The sequence below is a fragment of the Microbacterium sp. KNMS genome (genome assembly GCF_053851835.1).
In genome coordinates, this window is record NZ_JBSQBP010000025.1 from 12,980 (window position 1) to 35,189 (window position 22,210).

General features: G+C 70.8%; 20 protein-coding genes and 1 tRNA gene. 6 read left to right on the forward strand and 15 right to left on the reverse strand.

Features of this window, described 5'->3' with window-relative positions:
• Positions 1 to 4: 4 nt before the first annotated feature.
• The 5 genes from ACWXWW_RS14475 to ACWXWW_RS14495 form a co-directional block, all read right to left on the reverse strand.
• Positions 5 to 793: an ABC transporter ATP-binding protein gene (locus ACWXWW_RS14475; RefSeq protein WP_455970530.1), complete on the reverse strand. Its 789-nt coding sequence runs from the start codon at positions 791 to 793 to the stop codon at positions 5 to 7.
• The gene (locus ACWXWW_RS14480) at positions 790 to 1,866 is read right to left on the reverse strand and encodes a FecCD family ABC transporter permease (RefSeq protein WP_455970532.1); all 1,077 of its coding nucleotides are present in this window, start codon (positions 1,864 to 1,866) and stop codon (positions 790 to 792) included. Before ACWXWW_RS14480 ends, ACWXWW_RS14475 begins: the two co-directional genes overlap by 4 nt.
• Positions 1,863 to 2,909, reverse strand: coding sequence for an ABC transporter substrate-binding protein (locus tag ACWXWW_RS14485; RefSeq protein ID WP_455970534.1), 1,047 nt, complete (start codon positions 2,907 to 2,909; stop codon positions 1,863 to 1,865). Before ACWXWW_RS14485 ends, ACWXWW_RS14480 begins: the two co-directional genes overlap by 4 nt.
• A gap of 120 nt (positions 2,910 to 3,029) precedes the next feature.
• Entirely contained in the window at positions 3,030 to 4,160 is a 1,131-nt protein-coding gene (locus ACWXWW_RS14490; protein WP_455970536.1) for a serine hydrolase domain-containing protein, read from the reverse strand.
• The gene (locus ACWXWW_RS14495; RefSeq protein ID WP_455970538.1) at positions 4,157 to 5,584 is read right to left on the reverse strand and encodes a purine-cytosine permease family protein; all 1,428 of its coding nucleotides are present in this window, start codon (positions 5,582 to 5,584) and stop codon (positions 4,157 to 4,159) included. Before ACWXWW_RS14495 ends, ACWXWW_RS14490 begins: the two co-directional genes overlap by 4 nt.
• Before the next feature lie 80 nt (positions 5,585 to 5,664).
• Here ACWXWW_RS14495 and ACWXWW_RS14500 point away from each other — a divergent pair, with 80 nt between their 5' ends.
• Positions 5,665 to 6,327 (forward strand): TetR family transcriptional regulator, encoded by a 663-nt coding sequence (locus tag ACWXWW_RS14500; protein WP_455970540.1) that lies wholly within the window; start codon positions 5,665 to 5,667, stop codon positions 6,325 to 6,327.
• Here ACWXWW_RS14500 and ACWXWW_RS14505 read toward each other — a convergent pair.
• From ACWXWW_RS14505 to ACWXWW_RS14540, 8 genes are all read right to left on the reverse strand, one after another.
• A complete protein-coding gene (locus tag ACWXWW_RS14505) occupies positions 6,290 to 7,090 on the reverse strand; it encodes an NAD-dependent epimerase/dehydratase family protein (protein WP_455970542.1) in 801 nt (266 codons plus the stop codon). The genes ACWXWW_RS14500 and ACWXWW_RS14505 overlap by 38 nt on opposite strands.
• Positions 7,091 to 7,195: 105 nt before the next feature.
• A tRNA-Arg gene (locus tag ACWXWW_RS14510) sits at positions 7,196 to 7,271 on the reverse strand.
• 86 nt (positions 7,272 to 7,357) lie between these two features.
• Complete coding sequence (locus ACWXWW_RS14515; RefSeq protein ID WP_271173185.1) at positions 7,358 to 7,927, reverse strand: asparagine synthase; 570 nt, start codon at positions 7,925 to 7,927, stop codon at positions 7,358 to 7,360.
• 51 nt (positions 7,928 to 7,978) lie between these two features.
• Positions 7,979 to 8,374: a tautomerase family protein gene (locus tag ACWXWW_RS14520; RefSeq protein ID WP_271173186.1), complete on the reverse strand. Its 396-nt coding sequence runs from the start codon at positions 8,372 to 8,374 to the stop codon at positions 7,979 to 7,981.
• Between the two features lie 84 nt (positions 8,375 to 8,458).
• Positions 8,459 to 10,639 carry an alpha-galactosidase gene (locus ACWXWW_RS14525; RefSeq protein WP_455970544.1) on the reverse strand — a complete coding sequence of 727 codons (2,181 nt, stop codon included), beginning with the start codon at positions 10,637 to 10,639 and terminating at the stop codon, positions 8,459 to 8,461.
• A gap of 79 nt (positions 10,640 to 10,718) precedes the next feature.
• Positions 10,719 to 12,047, reverse strand: a complete 1,329-nt coding sequence (locus ACWXWW_RS14530; RefSeq protein WP_455970546.1) for an ABC transporter substrate-binding protein — start codon at positions 12,045 to 12,047, stop codon at positions 10,719 to 10,721.
• Between the two features lie 29 nt (positions 12,048 to 12,076).
• Positions 12,077 to 12,997: a carbohydrate ABC transporter permease gene (locus tag ACWXWW_RS14535; RefSeq protein WP_271173189.1), complete on the reverse strand. Its 921-nt coding sequence runs from the start codon at positions 12,995 to 12,997 to the stop codon at positions 12,077 to 12,079.
• A 10-nt stretch (positions 12,998 to 13,007) separates the two neighbouring features.
• Positions 13,008 to 13,883: a carbohydrate ABC transporter permease gene (locus tag ACWXWW_RS14540; protein ID WP_271173231.1), complete on the reverse strand. Its 876-nt coding sequence runs from the start codon at positions 13,881 to 13,883 to the stop codon at positions 13,008 to 13,010.
• Between the two features lie 212 nt (positions 13,884 to 14,095).
• On the opposite strand from ACWXWW_RS14540, the gene ACWXWW_RS14545 reads away from it, so the two are divergent.
• Positions 14,096 to 15,337, forward strand: a complete 1,242-nt coding sequence (locus ACWXWW_RS14545; protein ID WP_324012560.1) for a Gfo/Idh/MocA family protein — start codon at positions 14,096 to 14,098, stop codon at positions 15,335 to 15,337.
• A gap of 1 nt (position 15,338) precedes the next feature.
• Positions 15,339 to 16,352, forward strand: coding sequence for a LacI family DNA-binding transcriptional regulator (locus ACWXWW_RS14550; protein WP_282979049.1), 1,014 nt, complete (start codon positions 15,339 to 15,341; stop codon positions 16,350 to 16,352).
• 60 nt (positions 16,353 to 16,412) lie between these two features.
• Here the strand turns inward: ACWXWW_RS14550 and ACWXWW_RS14555 are convergent, their stop codons facing one another.
• Positions 16,413 to 17,870 (reverse strand): sugar porter family MFS transporter, encoded by a 1,458-nt coding sequence (locus ACWXWW_RS14555; RefSeq protein ID WP_455970548.1) that lies wholly within the window; start codon positions 17,868 to 17,870, stop codon positions 16,413 to 16,415.
• Positions 17,871 to 18,180: 310 nt separating this feature from the next.
• Here ACWXWW_RS14555 and ACWXWW_RS14560 point away from each other — a divergent pair, with 310 nt between their 5' ends.
• From ACWXWW_RS14560 to ACWXWW_RS14570, 3 genes are read left to right on the forward strand one after another with little or no spacing between them, the layout of a single operon-like run.
• Positions 18,181 to 19,173: a substrate-binding domain-containing protein gene (locus ACWXWW_RS14560; protein ID WP_455970550.1), complete on the forward strand. Its 993-nt coding sequence runs from the start codon at positions 18,181 to 18,183 to the stop codon at positions 19,171 to 19,173.
• A 54-nt stretch (positions 19,174 to 19,227) separates the two neighbouring features.
• Positions 19,228 to 20,283, forward strand: coding sequence for an ABC transporter permease (locus tag ACWXWW_RS14565; RefSeq protein WP_282979051.1), 1,056 nt, complete (start codon positions 19,228 to 19,230; stop codon positions 20,281 to 20,283).
• Between the two features lie 5 nt (positions 20,284 to 20,288).
• Positions 20,289 to 21,140 carry an ATP-binding cassette domain-containing protein gene (locus tag ACWXWW_RS14570; RefSeq protein WP_324012566.1) on the forward strand — a complete coding sequence of 284 codons (852 nt, stop codon included), beginning with the start codon at positions 20,289 to 20,291 and terminating at the stop codon, positions 21,138 to 21,140.
• Between the two features lie 64 nt (positions 21,141 to 21,204).
• Here ACWXWW_RS14570 and ACWXWW_RS14575 read toward each other — a convergent pair whose 3' ends face one another.
• Entirely contained in the window at positions 21,205 to 22,206 is a 1,002-nt protein-coding gene (locus ACWXWW_RS14575; RefSeq protein ID WP_455970552.1) for a Gfo/Idh/MocA family protein, read from the reverse strand.
• Positions 22,207 to 22,210 lie beyond the last annotated feature (4 nt).

Consider the following 22,210-nt stretch of genomic DNA (forward strand, 5'->3'; position numbering starts at 1 on the left):
GCGCTCAGCCGACCGGCGCGGGCGCGGGCGCTCCCGGCCGGAACAGCACCGTCGCGCGGCCCGTCTCCGGGTCGCGCGACACGTCGGCGCGCACGCCGTAGACGTCGGCGATGAGCTCGGGCGTGAGCACCTCGGCAGGATCGCCCGCCGCCACGACGCGCCCCTCGCGCAGCACGAGCACGGCGTCGCAGAACATCGCGGCGAGGTTGAGGTCGTGCAGCGCGACGATCGCGGTGACCGGGAGCGCCGCGACGAGCGCGAGCAGCTCGAGCTGGTGGCGGATGTCGAGGTGGTTCGTCGGCTCGTCGAGCAGCAGCTCGCGGGGCTCCTGGGCGAGCGCCCGCGCGATGTGCGCACGCTGACGCTCGCCGCCCGAGAGCGCGTGCCACAGCCGATCGGCCTTGTCGGCGAGGCCCACCCGCTCGAGCGCGTCGGCGATCGCCCGCTCGTCGTGCGCGGTCTCGCCGCCGAGCAGCGGGCGGTGCGGCGTGCGGCCGAGCCGCACGACGTCGCGCACGACGATGTCGGCATCGGTCTCGGCGTGCTGCGTCACGGTCGCGATCGCGCGGGCGACCTCCCGGCGCCGCAGCTGCGAGAGGTCGGCGCCGTCGAGGGTGACGCGCCCCGCGTCGGGTCGGGAGAGCCCCTGCAGCAGACGCAGGAGCGACGACTTGCCCGAGCCGTTCGGGCCGAGCAGGCCGATCGTCTGACCGGGCTCCGGCCGCAGGCTGACGCCGTCGACGACGAGCGCGCCGCCGCGCCGCCAGGAGACCCGCTCCGCCTCGAGCGTCATGCGCGCCCCCTCCGTCGCAGCAGCAGGAGCACGAACACCGGGACGCCCACGATCGCCGTGCCGACGCCCACCGGCAGCGGGGTCGGCGCGAACGCGACGCGCGAGCCGGCGTCGACCCACACCATGAAGACCGCGCCGAGGATGGCTGTGGCCGGGATCACGCGCGAATGCCGCTGCCCGAACAGCAGGCGCGCCGCGTGCGGCAGCACGAGGCCCACGAATCCGATCGCGCCCGCGACGCTCACGAGGGTCGCGGTGAGCAGCGCGGTCATGACGAGCAGCAGCCCCCGCGTGCGGGCGACGTGCACGCCGAGCGAGGCGGCGACATCCTCGCCGAACGCGAACGCATCGAGGGCGCGCGCCGAGCCGAGGCAGATGACGAGCCCGACGAGCACCGCCGCGGCGCACAGGGCGACGTCGTCCCAGCGCATGCCCTCGAGCGACCCGAGGAGCCAGAACATGACCCCGCGCGTCTCATCGGAGTCCGCGAACGCGAAGACGATGAGGGAGGTGAGCGCCGAGAAGAGCTGGGTGCTCGCGACGCCCGCGAGGATCACGCCCGAGGTGCCGCCGCTCGAGAAGCGCGCGAGGAGCAGCACGAGGCCGAAGGCGAGGAGCGCGCCCGCGAACGCACCGCCCGACAGGCCGAGGGCCCCGCCGCCGACGCCGAGCACGCCGATCGCGACCGCCCCCGTCGACGCCCCCGACGAGACGCCGAGCACGAACGGGTCGGCCAGCGGATTGCGCAGGAGGGACTGGAGGATCGCGCCGCTCAGCCCGAGCCCCACGCCGCACGCGGCCGCGACGAGGGCGCGCGGCAGGCGCTCCTCCCACACGATGGCGTCCTCCGACGCGCGCACGGGGATCTCGGCGAGACCGAGATGGTTGAGGATGATGTCGCGCACGTTCACGAGCGAGACGTCGGCGGGGCCGAGCGTCACCGCGACGCCCACCGAGAGCGCGACGAGCCCGAGCCCCGCGAGCGCGAGAGCCGCGACGACGAGCCCGCGCGACCAGGTCCCGCGCGCGGGGCGCACGACGGTCGGCGCGTCGGCCGTCGCGGCCGCCGTCATCGGGCGTCCTGGTTCGCGGCCCACCACGCCCGGATCTTCTCGAGCCCGTCGACGAAGCGGATGGAAGGGTTCATCTCCGCGCCGTGCAGCGCGATGAACCGCTCGTCCTGGACGGCGCCGAGCGTCTGCGTGAGGGGGTCTCCCGTGAGGAAGGCGACCTTGTCGTCCAGGCGGTCGCCGGGGAAGCGGTCGCGCTGCAGGTCGCCGAGCACGAACAGGTCGGGGTCGGCGTCGACGACCGACTCCCAGCCGACCGCCGGCCAGTCGTCGACCTCGTCGGCGAACGCGTTCTCCATGCCGGTGAGGTCGGCCAGCATCGACGCGGAGCCGAGCCCGCCCGCGATGTAGGGCGTCTTCGTGTCGGCGAACCAGAACACGACGGTCTGGCCCTCGAAGTCGACGCCCTCGACCGCGGCCGCAGCCCGCTCCTGCAGGTCGGCCACGAGCGCCTCCCCGCGCTCGGCGACGTCGAAGATCTCGGCGAGCTCGCGGATCTCCTGGTACAGCGCGTCGACGGTGAGGGGCTGCGTGCGCGCTCCGCCGCCGTTCACGCTCTCACCCTCATCGCAGTCGGTGGGCGACAGGTACGAGGCGACGCCGGTCTCGTCGAGGCGGTCGCGGGTCACGACGCCGCCCTCGGTGTAGTGGCGTCCGAACGACGCGGTCACGAAGTCGGGGTCGGCGCCCAGGAGCACCTCGTAGGTGGGCGCGTTGTCGGCGAGCCGCGGCACGGTCTCGTTCGCGGCGGCGAGCGACTCCAGGACCGGATCCGTCCACGACGCCGTGCCGACCATGCGGTCCTCGAGGCCGAGCGAGAGGAGGATCTCGGTCGAGTTCTGGTCGAGCGACACGACGCGCTGCGGGGGCGCATCGATCTCGACCTCGTGGCCGCAGTTCTCGATGACGAGCGGGTAGGCGGTGCGGCCCTCGCCGGCCGCAGCGTTCTCCTCGGGCTCGACGGCCTCCGACGCGCCGCATCCGGCGAGCGCGAGCGCGGACACGAGGAGCGCGCCGGCGAGCGCGCGCGAACGGGTGACGACCATGAGGGGTCTCCTCCTGCTTCGAGGCCCCCGTGGTCACGGGGAAGGGTCCTCAGGCGCCGAGCGCCCAGGTAAGGATAGCCTGACCTGAGCGACATCCCTGAGGAGAACCCGAGCGCCCGGTCACGCGAGATCGTCGAGTGCCGCGCTCACGTCGACGAGGAGCCGGCTCTGCTCCTCATGTCGCGCCGCGCTGTCGGGCTCGGGCCACGACGAGAGCTTCACGATCACCGAGTCCGTCGTCGGATCGAGCCAGAGGCTCTGCCCGTGGATGCCGATGCCGCTGACGTTCCCGCGCGCGTTCCCCGTGCACCACCACTGCCAGGTGTACGAGCCGCCGGAGAACATCCGCGCGAACCCCTCCCCTGCCATCGCCTGTGGGTCGCCGCCCGCGAGGACGCGCCTCACCCACTCCTCCGACACGACACGGCCGCGCGGTGCACGACCGCCGTCGAGCAGCACGCGGCCCACGCGCGCGAGGTCGCGCGCAGTGCACGAGACGCCGCCGTTGGCGAATCCGAAGCCCGTGGGGTCGACCGTGATCGCGGCGTCCTGATCGGCGTCGAGCAGCGACCACAGCAGCTCGGAGAGCGCAGCGGGGTAGCGCAGCCCGGACACCCGCTCGACGAGCCATGCCAGCACGTCGGTGTTCGCCGAGCAGTACTGGAAGCGCCTCGCGCGTCCGCTGCCGCGCAGGCCCACGAGGAAGGCGCGGGTGTCGGCGGGGTCGCCGGCTCGGCGGGGCCGCCAGCCCGCCGCTCGGTCGTGCCGCTGCACCTGCGAGCGCGGGTCGGTGTAGTCCTCGTCGTACTCGACGTGCACCCGCATGTCGAGCACGTCCTGCACCGAGGCGCCGTCGTACGCCGACCCCGTCAGCTCGGGCAGGTACGAGGCGATCGGGCGGGCGGGATCGACGTCGCCGCGATCCGCGAGCGCACCCACGACCATCCCGCACAGCGATTTCGAGACGCTCATGAGCAGATGCCTGTCGTCTGCCGAGTGGCCCGCTCGGCGGTACTCCGCGACGACCTCGTCGCTGCGGAGGACGAGGAAGGCATCCGTGAACGTCTCCTCGAGCCTCGACCGGAGGTCGGGCAGACGCGCCATGAGCGCGTCGAGGCGCACGTCGGGCGCGCGCTCGACCGGTCGGTGCCGGGAGATCTCCGCGCTCGGGATGAGCTCGCCGAGGTGGGTGAACGCCCAGCGGTGATGCGGCGGATCCTGCCAGCTGTCGAGCGTCGGCCGACCGCTCACGCGCGCCCGCCCCGCGCGGCGCGCGACAGGCCGCCGTAGACGAGGGCGGCGACGAGCATCCCGGCGGGCACCGAGAGATCGATCCCGCCGAGCGCCGCCGAGACCGGGCCCATCCACACGTCGGTCGAGAGGCAGGCGGCCGTCGCCCCTCCCCCGAGCGCGAGCGCCGTGAGGCCGGGCACGCTCCATCCGCCCGTGTACCAGAACGGCGCGCCGCGCTCCTCGTCGAAGAGGTCTGCGCCGTCGTAGCGGTTGCGCCGCAGGACGATGTCGGCGACGAAGATCGCCATCGCCGGGCCCGTGACGATGACGAGGAACTGCAGCATGAGGTTGACGGCGCCGAGCAGGCTCGTCGACATGACGAGGTAGATCGTGAGCGCGGTGCCGATGGCGCCGACGATGATCGCGGCCGGGATCCGGCGGATGGGCACGCCCACCGCCTGCAGGGCCATGCTCGAGGTGTAGGTGGTCATGCCGTTGAGGGCGATCGTGTTGACGACGACGCCGATCACGAGGAGCGGCCCGAGCCACGCGGGGAGCAGGTCCATGAGCGCCGACTCGATGCCCGCGGCCATCGCGGCGTCGCTCACGCCGGTCGCGAGCAGCGCGCCGACCACGGTGAAGAGGATGCAGGGCAGCGCGCCGCCGAGCGCGGTCGCCGCGACGATGTGCGACGGCCGGGTGCTCCGCGGCAGGTACCGCGCCATGTCGGGGCTGTTCGCGTACGACAGGGGCGTCGAAGCGAGGATCGTGAAGCCGACCGTGATCGACGCCCACAGCGGCACGCCCTCGAGGGGCACGGCAGCCCGGTACCCCCAGTCCGCGTGGGGCAGGATGAAGCCCGAGACGACGAGGAAGATCGCCAGCAGCACGGCGGTCACCGCCGGGTATGTCCTCAGGATGAGGCCGTGCCCGTACACCGCGACGAGCACCGTGATCGCCGACACGACGAGCGTGACGGCCACCGGGCCGAGCACGGGATCGTCGACGCCCCACGCGCGCAGCAGATCGGCGCCCATGAACGAGGACGCGAGCCAGTTCAGCGCGAGGAACACCGCGGAGATGAGCCATCCTGTGAAGGCCACGACCACCTTGTTGCCCACGACCCCGTAGAGCGCGCGCGTTATGACAGACCCGGACGTCCCGGCAGCGGGTCCGGCGATCGCGATGATCCCGGGGAAGATCCACGGGAGGCTCCCCGCGACGATCACGAGGACGGCCTGCCACAGCTCGAGACCGAGCAGGATCATCGTCGCGCCGATCGTGAAGTTCAGGACGCTGACGTTCGGCGCGGCCCAGACGGCGAAGAGGTCGCGCGCGCGGCCGTGTCGCTCGGACGGGCGGATGAGCTCGATCCCCCGCGTCTCGGGGGTGGTGAGCGCGTCGACCGGCTCAGGCACGGTCGCCGGAAGGGGTGCGGACACGGGTGTTCCTCTCCGTCGAGGTGCGCTATTGGCCATGTGGCCAATGGCTTATTGGTCACACATCCAATAGCATGGCGCTCATGGTGTCAAGCGAGCGGCCGGTGCGCACGCGCAAGCGGCCGGAGGAGCGCCGCGAGGAGATCGTCCGCGAGGCGGCGCGGATCGCGCTCGAGGCCGGCCTCGAGCGCATCACCCTCCGGGCGGTCGCGGAGCGCCTCGGCGTGCGCCCGGGCCTGATCACCCACTACTTCCCCGCGGCGGACGAGCTCGTCGTCGCGGCCTTCGCGCGTGCGGTCTCAGACGAGCGCGAGGACCTCGTGCCCGTCGACGGGCGACCGCTCGAGCGCCTCGCGCACATGATGGCCTACACCGAGAGCGAGCAGGCGCGCGCCGTCGCGCGCCTGTGGCTCAACGCGCGCCATCTGTCCCGCTTCGACAGCGCACTCGAGGCCGCGCTCGAGGAGCAGGAGGCCCTCGACCGCGCGCGCCTCATCGCGCTCATCGAGGAGGGCGTCTCGTCGGGCGATCTGCCGGACGTCGACCCGCTGACGGCATGCATCCGGATCTTCGTCGCGGTGGACGGCCGCTGGGCGTACGCGAACAACGCCGGATCGTTCCCCCACGAGGCCTTCGCGCACTACGTGACGGATGTCGCCGAGTGGGCCCTCGGACTGCCCGCAGGCGCCCTGCGCGCGGGCGCGGCGATCACCATCGCGTCCCGATCGGGTGGTCGGGGCGCGTGAAGGGCCCTCCGATCGGATCGGTCGGATCGGGATCGGGAACCGACACGCCAAGCCGGTGCAGCTCAGCCATGGCGTCGTCCTGCGGGCGGTAGCCGATCTCGTCGCCCGCCCCGAGCGGGAACCATCCCGGCGCGTTGCGCGAGACTCCCCACACGATGTGATGCCGGCCATCCGCAAGCGCGATCGCGGCCTCGAAGAGGCGGGCGGCGTCACCCGGCGAGAGCCACGAGGCCGCGGCCCTGCCCGGGTCGGGCGTCTCGAGGAAGGTGCAGATGCGCGCGCTGACGATCGACATCCCGAAGCGGTCGCTGAAGAGGCTCCCGAGCGCCTCCATCGCCGCCTTCGTGACCCCGTAGTAGGTGTCGGGTCGCGGCAGGAGGGGCTCCGCCTCGCCGACGCGATCCGGAACGTGGAACCCGGCCGCATGCACGGAGCTCGCGAGGAGCACGGCGCCGACGCCTGCGTCTCGCGCGGCTTCGAGCAGGACGCGCGTGCCGTCGACGTTGACGCGGAGGAGGTCGCCCCAGGGCGCCTCCGACGCGATGCCGGCGAGGTGGATGACCGCTCGCGCACCCGACAGCGCGTCCCGCAGCCCGGTCGCGTCGTCGATCGAGAGGTCGCGCCACTCCCCGGGCTCGGCGGCCGACGGCTCGGCCGTGTCGACGAGACGGAGCTCGCGCCCCTCCCGACGCAGAAGCGGCACGACGGCCGACCCGATCCGCCCGGAGGCCCCGGTCACCACGACGATCTCGCGCTCGCGCATGCCTCCTGCCTAGCGCATGCGCGGCGAGCGCCGCGATCCCCTTGACGCACGGTCATCCCACCCGAACGCAGAACGGCCCCCGCCGAAGCGGGGGCCGTTCTCGTGTGGTGCGCCCCGAGGGACTCGAACCCCCAACCTTCTGATCCGTAGTCAGATGCTCTATCCATTGAGCTAGGGGCGCATTCACCGCTGCCGAAGCAACCGTATGAGCATACAACGCGTTCGCCGCACCGGACAAATCGGGGCGCGCCACCCGGGCGCGTCGCGTCAGTCGACCGCCGCGGAGGCGCCCTCCGACCGGCGCTCCTTGGTCTCGACAGCGAGCTTCTGCAGGTCGACGAGGCGCAGCGCCTGCATGCGCGCCTCGCGCATCGAGGCGTAGTCCGGGTCCTCGTCGGGGCGCATCGCCTCGACGCGCAGACGGTTGTCGAGCGTCGACGCGATGTCGCCCCATGCCGCCTCGCGGGACTGCTCGACGAGCGCGAGCAGCTGCGCCTCGTCTTCGAGCTCCGTGCGGAGAGCCTTCGCGACGCCGACGTACTGCTTGGCGCGGCGGCGGAGGTTGCGCACGTCGCGGTCGCGGTAGTCGTGCGTGCCGCGCGACTGCGAGTGCCGCCCCCACGCGGCCTTCCGCGCCTTCGAGATCTCCTGCGCCGCCTGCTCGGACTCGTCGGCGAGCGCCGCGATCGTCTCGCGGGCGACCGGCAGGAAATGGGACGCGTCGAACGCCTCGTCGAGCGAGATCGTGCTCACGAGGATCCTGTTCTTCACCGCAAGCCGCGCGGCGGCATGCGCGATCGCGAGACCCTCGGCGATCGCATCGGCGTTCCGTCCCACCGCACCTCCTCGTACCAGATTAGCCGCGAGGACCGGGCGGCGGGCGCGGGGTCACGCCTGCGGGACGGCGAGCTCTCCCGTGAGGTACTGGGCGCGGCCGAAGCCGAAGCTCCAGTCCTCCGGCCCGTTCTCGACGTACCCGATGAAGACGTCGGACGAGGCGACGCCGACCGGCTCGAGCGCCGCGGCGATCGCGGCGTACAGGCGCTGCTTCTGATCGACGGAGCGACCCCGCTGCGTGAAGATCTGGATGACGACGGGGTCGGTGCGCTCGAAGCCGAGCCCGGCATCCTCCGCGACGATTGTCGACGCGGGGCGCGAGGTGATCACCTGGAACCGGTCGCGCTCGGGGATCCCGTAGACGGAGACGATGGCGTCGTGGACGGCGCCGGCGATCTCGGCGGGATTCGTGCGGGCGTCGCTGTGGTCGATGCGGACGAGGGGCATGCGGACTCCTGAGAGAGGTCGAGGACTTTGTCCTGACATTCTCTCATATTCGCCTCCGGGAGGACAACCCCTCGTCCGCCCACCTCACTCCGCGGCGGCGTGCAGGAGCAGCGCCTGCTCGGGGCGCAGGATCGGCAGCGTCACGCCCACGGCGTCGAGGAAGCGCCCCGTCGCCGTGAGCCCCTCGTCGAACCATCCCGGTCCCCGGTGCTGCACGAAGGGGCTCGCGCTGTCGCCCTCGGTCGTGCGCGGGAAGTCCTCCGCCGTGGGCAGGAGCGGCACGACGCGGTAGACCCGGTCGGGGTCGAGCCCCGGAAGTCGCACCCGGCCGGGCATCTCGGCGACGGGGGTCCGGTGCATGACCGCCGTGAAGAGCGCCTCCCCCCGGTCCTGCGCGACGATGCCGTGGAGCGCGAGCGCCGGCTCGACGAGGTCGGCGTTGACGCGGACCCCCGAGTGGATCAGGCCGCGGAAGCGCTTGTACAGCTCGATGCCCTTCCGCAGGACCGCTCGCTCGTGCTCGGAGGCAGCGCGGATGTCCCACTCGATCCCGAAGTGCCCGAAGAGGGCCGTGAGCACGCGGAACCCGATGTCGTGGACGCGGCCTGTCGTGTGGGAGTGGGTGGGTCCGACGTGGGCGCCGACGAGCTCGGGCGGGAGCACCGCCTGGGTCCACCGCTGGATCGTCTGGCGCTCGAGCGCGTCGTTGCAGTCCGACGCCCAGACGCGGTCGGTGTGCGCGAGGACGCCCAGATCGATGCGCGCGCCGCCCGACGAGCACGACTCGATCTCGACACGGGGGTGGGCCTCCTTGAGCGCCGCGAACAGGCGGTAGACCGCGAGGGTCTGCGCGTGCACGGACGGGCGCCCATCGTGCCCGTGCTCGCGCAGGTCGCGATTCTGATCCCACTTGAGGTACGCGATCTCGTTCTCGCGGAGGAGGGCGTCGATGCGGTCGTAGACGTACTGCCACGCGTCGGGGTTCACGAGATCGATGACCTGCTGATGCCGCCATTCGACGGGCAGGCGCCCGCCCTCGTCGTGCGAGCGCGCGTCGGGTCCGACGATCCAGTCGGGATGCTCCCGCGCGACGTCGGAGTCGAGGTTCACCATCTCGGGCTCGACCCACAGCCCGAATTCCATGCCCCGCGACGTGACGGCCTCGATGAGCGGCGTGAGGCCATCCGGCCACAGCCCCTCGTCGACGTGCCAGTCGCCGAGCCCCGCACGGTCGTCGCGGCGCCCGCGGAACCATCCGTCGTCGAGCACGAAGCGCTCGACGCCGAGCTCGGCGGCCGCCGCGGCGAGCTCGACGAGCGGCTCGATGCGGTGGTCGAAGTAGACCGCCTCCCAGGTGTTGAGCACGACCGGCCGGGGGCGACCGCCGTCGACCTCGACGTGCTGCGGACGCGCACGGAACCACCGGTGGAACCGCTCCGTCACGCCGTCGAGGCCGCGATCCGACCATGCGGCGTACAGCGCGGGCGTCTCGTAGGCCTCTCCCGGCGCGAGCACGACCTCGCCCGATCCGAGCAGCTCCGCGGCGCCGATCATCTGGCGCCCGTCGGCGAGCGCGTCGAGGAACTGCTCGTGGTCGCCCGACCAGGCGAAGTGCGCTGCCCACACGGCGCCCGTGCGGTTGCCGAAGCCCGGCGTGCCCGCCGCGACGAGCAGCGAGGAGTCGTGCCCGGTGCGGCCGTGCCGCCCTGTGCGGACCCACGTGCCGCGGCGGATGGCCTGCCGCTGCGGGTGGTTCTCCCGGCACCAGCGCCCGGTGAGGTCGAGCAGCTCGCCCGCTTCGGCGGGCACCGGGAGCTGGATGGCGAGCTCATCGACCTGGTAGGGGGTCGCGCCGGTGTTCGTCACCGAGGACGCCGCCTCGAGCAGCCCGGACGGGTGCAGGCGGAGCCGCGTCGCGACCTCCAGCCCTGCGCTCGCATCTCGCTGCACGATCCGCGCGGTCCCGCCATCCGCGTCCGCCGCGACGACGCGCAGAGCCGGCGAGAAGTCCCGCCCCGGTCGCCCGTCCTCGTCGATGCGGCTCCCGCGCAGGCCCGGCCGTCCGAGCCATCCCGACGACGGCTGCGGCACGACGCCCGCGATCACGGGCACGTCGAGCGCCGAATGCGGCACGGGGTCGGTGAGCAGCTCGAGATCCGGCACGTGCGCGCCGAGGTCGGCGCCCCAGTGGACGATCTCGGCCTCGCCCGAGCGGAAGGAGAGCAGCACGCTGACGCCGTCGGCGCGCAGATGGATGGGGTTCATTCGATTCGCTTTCGTGTGTCTCGGGGTGCCGACGACGCGCGGGGCGCGGCCGTGCCGCGCCCCGCGGGTCATCGGGGGGCTACTGGAACAGGGCGTTGACCTGCTCGTTCGCGTCGGTGAACGAGCTCGCCGGCGCGTCTCCCGTGAGCACCGCGTCCGAGGCCGGCTTCATGATGCCGACGATCTTCGCGGCGTTCTCGCCGATCGGGAACAGGAACGTCGTGCCCTCCTCGACGTGGACGGTGAACGAGGAGACGTCGACACCCTTCGCCTCGAACGCCTCGGAGGCCTTGTCGCTCGACGTCGTGATCGCGGGGAAGACGACCGCGTGCTCGGCGACGACGTCCTGGCACGCGGCCGAGGCGAGGTACTCGACCCACTTCTTCGCGCCCTCCGGGTTCTCCGTGCCCGCCCAGATCGAGTCGGCGAGGCCGTTGAACATCGACGCGCGTTCGCCGCTCGGGCCGATCGGCGTCGGCGCGATGCCGACCTCGATGCCCTCGTAGCCCGTGTACTGTCCGATCATCCACGAGCCGTTCGAGTTGATCGCCGTCTTGCTCGCGCCGAAGTTGTCGGGCATGGACGCGCCGACCGTGGTCTCGAGCGGCGGCATGTAGCCCTTCTCGACCAGAGACGCCCACCAGGCGAAGGTGTCCTGGAACTCCGGTGCGTCGTAGTTGTACGACGTGCCCCACGGGTTCTCATCCGTGTGGGTCCATCCGAGCGTGGCCGTGAGGAAGGACCACTCCGTCTGCCCCATCCCCTCGCCCGAGCTGTTGAGCCCCAGCCCGTACACCTCGACGTTGTCCTTGTCGAAGCCGGGCTCGTCGCCGCGCACGCCGTTCTTGTCGATCGTCAGCTTCGCGATGACGTCCTCGTACGTGCCGCCGTCCTCCGGGTTCCACTCGAGGCTCGCCATCTCCTCCTCGCTGATGCCGGCCTCCTCGATCATGGCCTTGTTGTAGAACAGGGCGACCGTGTCCCAGTCCTTCGGGAAGCCGTAGCGCTTGTCGTCCTGACTGACCCAGAGGTCGGCGAGGCCCTCGATGTAGACCGAGGTGTCGACGTCGAGGTCGTCCAGCGGGAGCAGCTGGTCGGTCTTCACGAAGTCGGGGTACTTGCTGAGGTGATCCGTGAAGACGTCGGGCGCGGTGCCGGCGGCCATCCCGTTCGTGATCTTGCTCCAGTAGTCGTCCCAGCCGGTCTGGGTGACCTTCACCTGGACGTCGTCGTTCGCCGCGTTGAAGTCCTCCGCGCACTGCTGGTAGGCCGGCAGCTGATTCGCGTCCCACAGCCAGTAGTCGATGGTGCCGTCGCCGCCGCCTCCCCCCGCGCCACCGCCGCAACCTGTCAGGGCGAGGGTCGTGGTGCCCGCGAGCGCCATCGCTCCGAGTGCCTTCTTCTTCATCTTGTTCTCCTTACTCCGGGTGTGAAGGGTCATTTGGTGCCGTTGAAGCCGATGGAGTTCACGATCCGCTTGCCGAAGATCGCGAACAGGATGAGCACCGGCAGGGCCGAGATGAGGGTCGCGGCCATGAGGCCGGACCAGTCGGGCGCGCCCTGCGGGGACTGCGATTTGAAGACGCCGAGGCCGACGGTCAGGACGCGCGTGCTGTCGTCGGAGGCCACGAGGAGCGGCCAGAAGTACTCGTTCCACTGGGTCATGAAGGTCAGCAGTGCGAGGGTCGCCAGCGGAGCCGCTGCGTTGGGCAGGACGATCTGGAAGAAGATCCGCCAGTGCTTCGCGCCGTCGAGCATGGCGGCCTCCTCGACCTCACGCGACATGTTGAGGAAGAACTGCCGCATGAAGAAGATCGCGAACGGCGTCATGAAGAGGTACGGCAGCACGAGGCCCAGCATCGTGTTCAGCAGGCCCAGGTTGCGCACGAGAAGGAAGTTCGGCAGCGCCGTGAAGATCGGCGGCACGAGCACCGTGGCGAGGAACAGGCCGAACACCTTGTCGCGCCCCTTCCAGCGCAGTCGGGCGAAGGCGTACGCCGCCATCGCGCTGAAGAACACCGCGCACGCCGTCGTGACCGTCGCGAAGACGGCGGAGTTCATGAGGTAGGTCCAGAAGCTGATCGAGGCGCCCGATCCGCCCTGCGCGATGGCCTCGGCCGAGGATTGCAGGCCGAACACGCGGGCAAAGGCGCCGAGGTTGAAGCCGGCCGGAAGCAGGCTCGCCGACTGCGAGGCGAGCATGCTGTTCGTCGACAGCGCCGTGCGGAGCACCCAGTAGAAGGGCAGGACACTCACGGCGATCGCGAGCACGACGAAGAACCAGGGGACGACGGTGCGCCAGGTGATCCGCGGCGCACGCCGCCGCTGCACAGTGAGGAGAGCTCGGGTTTCAGACATCGCAGGCTCCTTAGGCCAGATCCGACTCGTTGCCGCGCAGCACCTTCATCTGGATGAAGGCGACGATGGCGAGGATGAGGAAGAGCACCACGGCGATGGCGGAGCCGTACCCGAACTCCTGTTCGCTGAACGCCTTCTGCCAGATGTAGAACTGCAGCACGCGGCTCGCGTTGACCGGACCGCCCTGCGTGGTCACCGCGACGGTGTCGAACACCTGGAACGAGCCGGTGACGGTGAGGATCAGGACGAGCGCGATCACAGGCCGCAGCAGAGGAAGCGTGATGCGGAAGAACTGCTGGAAGGGGTTCGCGCCGTCGAGGTTCGCGGCCTCGTAGACGGTCTCCGGGATGGCCTGCAGACCCGCGAAGATGAGCAGCGCGACGTAGCCCATGTGCCGCCAGGTGTTGATGAGGGCCTGGGTCGGGATCGCCCACTCCTGCGCGCCGAAGAACGCCACTCGCGGGAGTCCGAGCCACTCGATCATCTGGTTGACGATGCCGATGTTGTAGTCGAGCATCCAGAACCACAGCAGGGCCGCGATCACGTTCGCCATGAGGTAGGGCATCAGCAGCATCCCTCGCACGAGCGTCGATCGCGCGACGCGGTGCATGAGCAGAGCGAGCCCGAGGGCGACCGCAGTCTGCAGCACGATGTTGATGAGGACGTACTGGATGGTCACGACGAGCGCGTTCCAGAAGAGCGGATCGGCGAGGAGGCGCTCGTAGTTCGCGGTGCCGACCCAGTCCGGGTCGCCGAGGATGCTGTATTCCGTGAAGCTGAGGTACAGACCGCGCACGGTCGGCACGAGATAGAACGCGATCAGCCCGAACAGCGCCGGCGCGACGAAGACGAGCGCAATCTTCAGGTCGCTGCGCCCTTGCCGCATCCTGACGCCGCCGTCGCGCTGAGCGCGCCGCCGCCCGAGGACGATGGTCGTCGTGGTCATCTTCATACTCCGTTGTGATGAGGGATGTTGCCGGCGAGGTTACACGAGTCACCAAGATTGCCGCAAGCGCTGCAAGCGTCACGGAATTGCAACGACTGTGCCGAGCTAAGTGGCTGTTGACTCGTGTCACACGCCGTGGCAGACTCGCCCGCATGACCTCTCAGGCTTTCTCCCTCGGCATCGTCGGCGCAGGGCAGTTCTCCGGGCACTTCGCGAAGCTGTTCCAGGCGCACCCGCTCATCTCCGAGGTGTGGGTGACCGACACCATCCCCGAGCGCGCGGAGGCGCTCGTCGCGCGCGAGCACCTCGCCGGCACGCTCGTCGACTTCGACGCGATGCTCGCGAGCGACCTCGACGCGGTCGCGATCTTCACGCAGCGCTGGACGCACGGGCCGCTCGTCGTGCAGGCGCTGCGCGCGGGCAAGCACGTGTACTCCGCCGTGCCGATGGCGATCAGCGAGGACGAGATCGCCGCGATCATCGACGCCGTGCGCGAGACCGGGCTCACCTACATGATGGGCGAGACGAGCTACTACAACCCCGCGACCGTCTACGCCCGCAAGCGCGCGGCGGAGGGCGCCTTCGGCCGCATCTTCTACGCGGAGGGCGACTACGTCCACGACATGGACCTCGGCTTCTACGCCGCCTACCAGTTCAGCGGCGGCGCGGAATGGAAGCGCACCGCGAGTTACCCGCCCATGCTCTACCCGACGCACTCGGTCGGCGGCGTGCTCGGCGCGATCGGCGGCCGCGCCGTCAGCGTGAGCTGCATCGGCGTGCGCGACGACCGAGGGGACGGCGTCTTCGACCGCGAGGTCAGCATGTTCGACAACGACTTCTCGAACGCCACGGCGCTGTTCGAGCTCGCCGGCGGCGGCAGCATGCGCATCAACGAGTTCCGGCGGGTCGGGTACCCGTCGCACCTGCGCGAGTCGCGCTTCCGCTACTTCGGCACGGAGGCGAGCTTCGAGCAGCTCGTCGAGACGGCCGTGTGGCAGGACAAGCAGGGCTTCTCCGACGTCACGGAGCTCCTCGAGACGAAGCCCAGCATGTCGCCCGACGACCCGTCGCTCGCCGACGTGGATCCCGCCCTCCGGGACGCCTTCATCTCGGGGCTCGCGCGCGTCCACGATGCCGAGCGGCTTCCGGTCGAGCTGCGCGGCCAGCCGACCGGGCACGAGGGCAGCCACCACTTCCTCGTCGACGACTTCGCCGTCGCCGTCGCGAACCGCACACTGCCGCCGGTCAACGCATGGGAGGCCGCGCGGTACACGCTGCCCGGCATCGTCGCGCACCAGTCCGCGCTCCGCGGCGGGGAGCGCCTGGCCATCCGCGACTTCGGCGATGCCCCGGTCGCGGCCGACGCCCCGGATGGCCAGGTGCTCGCTCGTTAGGATGGCTGACGTGCCGCGCTCGACGTCCGCTTCTGCGAGCCGGGCGACGCGCAACGACGTCGCCCGGCTCGCGGGAGTGAGCCCCGCGGTCGTCAGCTACGTGGTGAACGGCACCAAGAAGGTGTCCCCCGACACCGAGGCGCGCGTGCGCGACGCGATCGAGAAGCTCGGCTACCGGCCCAACCCCTCGGCGCGTGCGCTCCGGCTCGGATCGACCGAGATGCTCGGGATGGTCGTGCCCACGTCGATCAATCCGTACTTCGCGCAGCTCGCGCACGAGGTCGAGCTCGCGGCGGCGCGGCGCGGCTACCTGCTTCTCACGTCGAGCTCCGACGGATCCATCGAGTCGGAGCGACGGCACCTCGAGCACCTCACGACGCGGCTCGTCGACGGCATCTTCCTGTGCAGCAACGTCTTCGAGCCCGACCTGCGCGGACTCGAGCACTCGAACATCCCCGTCGTCCTCCTCAACCACAGCGCTGGCGTGCCCGCCCGCAACTCGATCGGCGTGGACCTCGTGCAGGGCGCGCGCCTCGCGGTCGAGCACCTGGCGGGGCATGGCTACGAGGAGATCGGACTCGCGATCGGGCGCACGTCGGGCGACGAGGAGGACGGCCGCGAGATCGGCTGGCGCGAGACGCTCGAAGAGCTCGGGCTCGAGCCGGGCCCCATCGCGCGCGGCGCCTTCTCGCCCGACGGCGGGTACGAGGCGATGCGCCGCCTGCTGCAGCGCGGGCGCGTGCCGCGCGCGCTCTTCGTGAGCTCCGACCAGATGGGCCGCGGCGTGCTCAAGGCCGCGCACGAGGCGGGCGTGCGCGTGCCCGAGGATCTCGCGATCGTGTCGTTCGACGGGTCCGTCGACGCCGCCTACAGCTGGCCGACGCTCACCTCCGTCGCGCAGCCGCTCACGGAGATGGCCGCCGCCGCCGTCGAGGCCCTGCTCGACCACACCGGCGAGCCCGTGCATCGCATCATGCCTCCGCACCTCGTCGTCGGCGCCTCCTGCGGCTGCTGACACCGCGAACGCCGCAGGCCCGGCCCCGTTCGCGGGAACCGGGCCTGCGGGCGCGCGGAGTCAGCGGCGGCGTGCGGCCGACTTCGAGACGGTGTAGATGGCGCCGGTCGTGACGTCCTCCTCGAGCGCCTCGAGCGTGCGGCCTCGCGTCTCGGGCACCTGGGTGAGGACGAAGAGGAGTGCGAGCGCCCCGACCGCGGCGAAGAGGAAGAACGTGCCGGTGATGCCGACCGCCTCGACGAGCGAGAGGAAGTACAGCGACAGGAAGCCGTTCACGACCCACAGCATGAAGACAGAGATGCCCATGCCGACGCCGCGCATGTGCAGCGGGAAGATCTCGGACAGGTACACCCACACCGCGATGTTGAGGAACGTCTGCATCGAGCCGACGAAGGCGACAACGAGGAAGAGGATGACCCACGGGCGCAGGGGGTTGCCGACCTCGAGCACGGTCGACGCGACGCCGATGAGCAGGTGGCACGACGTCGTGAGGGTGAGGCCGATCGCGAACGTCTTCCGACGGTCGAGCCGGTCCATCATGGCGAGGGCGATGACGCCGCCGACCACCGCGATGACGCCCGGGGCGATGTTGGCGATGAGCGCCGCGCTCTCGTCGAAGCCCGACTCGATGAGCACCGTCTGGCCGAAGTACATGATCGAGTTGATGCCGGTCAGCTGCTGGGCGACGCCGAGGCCGATGCCCACGAGGAGGATGCGCGTGAGGTTGCGGTTGCCGAGGATCGCGCGCCATCCGAGCTGGCTCTCCTGCTTCTCCTCGTCGGCGACCTTCTCGAGCTCGGCGAGCTCTGCCAGGGCGCGGTCCTCCGAGCGGACGCTCTTGAGCACCGCGAGCGCGCCCGCACGGTCGCCCTTCTCGATGAGCCAGCGGGGCGACTCTGGCATCCGCAGCATGCCGAAGAACAGCGCGATCGCCGGCAGGGCGCAGATCGCGAACATGATGCGCCACACGCCGTCGAGGTGCCCGAGGGTGTTGCCGATGATCGCGTTGACCACGAAGGCGGCCAGCTGCCCGGTCACGATCATGAGCTCGTTGCGGCCCGCGAGCGATCCGCGGATCTCGTACGGGGCGAGCTCGGCGAGGAAGACCGGCACGACCGTCGAGGCGCCGCCCACGGCGAGCCCGAGGATGATGCGGCCGATGACGAGCACGGGCAGGTTGGGCGTGAAGACGACGAACAGCGTACCCGCGAAGAAGAGCACCGCGAGCAGGATGATCGTCTTGCGACGCCCCCAGCCGTCCGAGAGCCGCCCGCAGAACATCGCGCCGATCGCGGCGGCGAAGATGAGCGAGCTGGTCGCGACGCCCTCGGTGAACGCGTTCAGGCCGAGCTCCTCGGCCATGGGGCGCAGTGCGCCGTTGATCACGCCGGTGTCGTAGCCGAAGAGCAGCCCGCCGAAGGTCGCGATGAGCGCGACCAGGCCGAGCCGCTTCCGGTGCGGTCCTCCGACGAGCGGGGGAAGGGTCGTACTCGAGCCCTCCGCGTGTGCATGTGCCATGGTGACTCCTTCGTCCGGCGAGCGACGCCTTTGTCCTTACATAATAGCGCGTCACTTTGTCCTGTCAAACGGACAAGCGGCGTCACTGCCTTCCATAACGAAAATGACACTATGTCTTGACAATCTGTTGACAAGCGCGCGATCACGGGCCACAGTGATCGCAGTGCCGACGAGGACGCCGGCCACGCACCGCGGATGGGCAGAGCGGCCCGCCCGCGCACGGCATCCTCTGCCCGCCCGCGGACCGTCCGCGGGCATCCGCGCGCCGCCCTGGGCGCGCACGGGGTCGGCCCTCCCGAAAGGACCACTCATGGCGACGATCACTCCTCGGAAGCTCCTGGGGGCGGGAGCCCTCGCGACCGTCCTCGCACTGACCGCCTGCAGCGGCGGCGGCGCGCCGCAGCAGAACACGGCCGATGACGGGTCCGGAGGAGGCGGCGGCGACTCCGGCTACGTCATCTCGATGGTCACGCACGAGACCCCGGGAGACACGTTCTGGGACAAGATCCGCGCCGGCGCCGAGCAGGCCGCGAAGGACGTCGGAGCGACGCTGCAGTACTCGAACGACCCGGCGGCCGACAAGCAGGCCCAGCTCATCCAGACCGCCATCGACTCGGACGTCGACGGCATCGCGACCACGCTCGCGACCCCCGACGCGCTTGCGGCGTCAGTGCAGGCGGCGGCCGATGCGGGCATCCCGCTCGTCGGCTTCAACTCCGGCATCGACCAGTACCAGGAGGTGGGCGCGCTCATGTACTTCGGCTCGGACGAGACGCTCGCCGGGCAGACGGCGGGAGAGCGCATCGCCGAGGCCGGCGGCGCGCATCCGCTGTGCGTCATCCAGGCCGCCGGCTCGGTGGCCCTCGAGGCGCGCTGCGCGGGCGTGAAGAGCGCCGTGCCGGGCACGGAGAACATCCAGGTGAACGGCGCCGACGACTCCGCCGTGGTGGCGAGCCTGCAGGCGAAGCTCCAGCAGGACCCGTCGATCGACTACATCGTGACGCTCGGCGCTCCCATCGCGCTGGACGCGCTGAAGGCGATGGAGCAGTCCGGCAGCGAGGCGAAGCTCATCACGTTCGACCTCAACGCCGACGCCGCGCAGGCGATCAAGGACGGCCAGATCGAGTTCTCGATCGACCAGCAGCCGTACGTGCAGGGGTACATGGCCGTCACGTCGCTCTACCTCTACCTGAAGAACGGCAACGACATCGGCGGCGGGAAGCCCGTCCTGACGGGCCCGTCGTTCGTCGACGAGTCGAACATCGACACGATCCTCCCGTTCGCCGAGAACAACACCCGCTGACCACCGCGGAGGGCGGGCCGCAGGGCCCGCCCTCCCCCACCACCAGGAGTACCCATGTCACAGGGTTTCGCTTCCTCCGCTCCGTCGGAGGCGTCGAACCGGGTGAAGCTCGGCTGGTCGCACCGCCTGCTCGCCCGTCCGGAGGTCGGCGCGGCGGTCGCCGCGGCGCTCATCTTCGTGTTCTTCCTCGCCGTCGCGCCCGCGTTCCGCTCGGCCGACGCGCTCTTCACCGTGCTCTACCAGGCCTCCACGATCGGCATCGTCGCCGTCGCCGTCGGCCTGCTCATGATCGGCGGAGAGTTCGACCTCTCCGCCGGCGTCATCGTCACGAGTGCGGGGCTCTTCAACGCGCTCTTCTCGTACTACCTCGGCATCAACCTCATCGTCGGGGCCGTCCTCTCGCTCGTGTTCTGCCTCGGCGTCGGCTTCGTCAACGGCTACCTCGTGATGCGCACGGGCATCCCGAGCTTCCTCATCACGCTCGGCTCGTTCTTCATCCTCCAGGGTGCGAACCTCGGCATCACCAAGCTCGTCACCGGCGCCGTGGCGAGCCCGAACATCTCGCGGATGGACGGCTACGACATCCTCCGGACGATCTTCGCCGGGTCGTTCCAGATCGGCGGGATCACGATCTGGAACAGCGTCCTCTACTGGATCGCGTTCGTCGCCCTCGCCGCGTGGATCCTCCAGCGCACGCGCGTCGGCAACTGGATCTACGCGGTCGGCGGGAACGCGGCCTCCGCCCGCGCCGTGGGCGTGCCCGTGGTCGCCGTCAAGATCGGCCTGTTCATGACGGTGTCGTTCCTCGGCTGGTTCGTCGGCATGCACACGCTGTTCCGGTTCAACACGCTCCAGGCGGGCAACGGCGTCGGCAACGAGTTCCTCTACATCATCGCCGCGGTGGTCGGCGGGACGCTCCTCACGGGCGGCTTCGGCAACGCCATCGGCGTGGCCATCGGCGCCTTCATCTTCGGGATGACCTCGCTCGGCATCGTGTACGCCGGATGGGACCCGAACTGGTTCCGCTCCTTCCTCGGGGCGATGCTCGTCATCGCCGTCCTCGTGAACCTCTATGTCAAGAAGCTCTCCACCGCACGGAAGGTCGGGTGACGACGATGACCGAGAGCCCCCGCGGCGGCGCGCCGCTCATCCAGATGACCGAGGTCGGCAAGAGCTACGGCGCCATCCGAGCGCTCAAGGGCATCAACCTCACCGTCAACGCCGGGGAGGTCGCGTGCGTGCTCGGCGACAACGGCGCGGGCAAGTCCACGCTCATCAAGATCATGGCCGGACTCCACCCGCACACCGAGGGCACCCTCCTCGTCGAGGGCGCCGAGCGCCGCTACGACTCCCCCCGCCAGGCGCTCGAGGACGGCATCGCGACGGTCTACCAGGACCTCGCCGTCGTGGGCCTCATGGAGGTGTGGCGCAACTTCTTCCTCGGCTCCGAGCTCGTCCGCTCGCGCTTCCCGCTCGCGAGCATGAGCATCCGCGACATGAAGGCGATCGCCGATGCCGAGCTGCGCAAGATGGGGATCGTCGTGAAGGACCTCGACCAGCCCATCAGCGAGCTCTCCGGAGGCCAGCGCCAGTGCGTCGCGATCGCCCGCGCCGTCTACTTCGGGGCCAAGGTGCTCATCCTCGACGAGCCCACCGCAGCCCTCGGCGTCAAGCAGTCCGGCGTCGTGCTCAAGTACGTCGCCGCGGCCCGCGACGCGGGCCTCGGCGTCGTCTTCATCACGCACAACCCGCACCACGCGTACCTCGTGGGCGACCACTTCGTCATCCTCAAGCTCGGCCAGGCCGTCCTCGACCGCAAGCGCGACGAGGTCACCCTCGACGAGCTCACGCGTCAGATGGCCGGCGGCGACGAGCTCGCCGAGCTCAGCCACGAGCTCAAGGAGCTCGGCGGCCGCACCGAGGCCATCCGCACCGTCGAGGAGGACACACGGCGTCGCCGACGCTGACGCGGTGCACGAAGAAGGGGCCCGATCCGCAGGCGACGCGGATCGGGCCCCTTTCGTCGCGCCGTCAGACGAGGGCGTCGACGGGCTCGCTGCGCCCCGACGCGAGCGAGCGCGTCGCCGCCTCGGCGATCGCCTGCGCGCGGAGCCCGTCGCGCAGGCCGACGGGCACGGGAGCGCCCGTTTCGAGCGCCGACACGAACGCGCCGAGCGCGGCGGCGTAGGTCGGCTGCACGCGCTCGAACCATCCGGCGTGGAGGCCGTCGGACACCGCCTCCGTGCCGCGGAAGCGGGTGACCCCGCCGGCGCGCATGCGACCGGACTCGGCCATCCCCGTCGAGCCCAGCACCTCGATGCGCTCGTCGTAGCCGTAGCCCGTGTGCCGCACGCTGTCGATCTGGACGAGCGCGCCTCCGGCGAGCTTCAGCGTCGCCGCCGAGGTGTCGACGTCGCCGATCTCGGCCACGCGCGGGTCGGCGAGCGCCGACCCCGCGACGTGCACCTCGACGGGCTCGAGGCCCGTGATCCACCGCGCGAGGTCGAAGAAGTGCACCGTCTGGTCCCGCATCTGGCCGCCGGACACCCGCAGGTAGTCGAGCGGCGGCAGCGCCGGCCCGCGCGAGGTGAGCTGCACGAGCGCGACCTCGCCCACGGCGCCCTCGTCGACGAGCCGCTTGAGCTCGGCGTGGTCGCGGTCGAACCGGCGGTTGAAGTCGACCATGGCGGGGACGCCCGCTCGCTCGACGTGCGCGACGGTCTCGGCGGCCTGCACGAGATCGAGGTCGATGGGCTTCTCGACGAGCACCGCGAGACCGGCGTCGGCGGCGCGTCGCAGGTTCTCGGCGTGCGTGTCGGTCGACGAGGCGATGAAGACGGCGTCGACGAGCTCGGGATCGAAGGCCTCGGCGAGCGAGCGCGCCGCGCGGGCGCCGTGCGCCGTGGCGAGCGCTTCGGCACGGGCGCTGTCGACGTCGAAGACGAGGCGGAAGTCGACGCCGGGATGGGCCGCGAGGCTCTGGGCGTGGACGGAGCCGATGAAGCCGGCTCCGATGAGGGCGAATCGCTGCATGGTC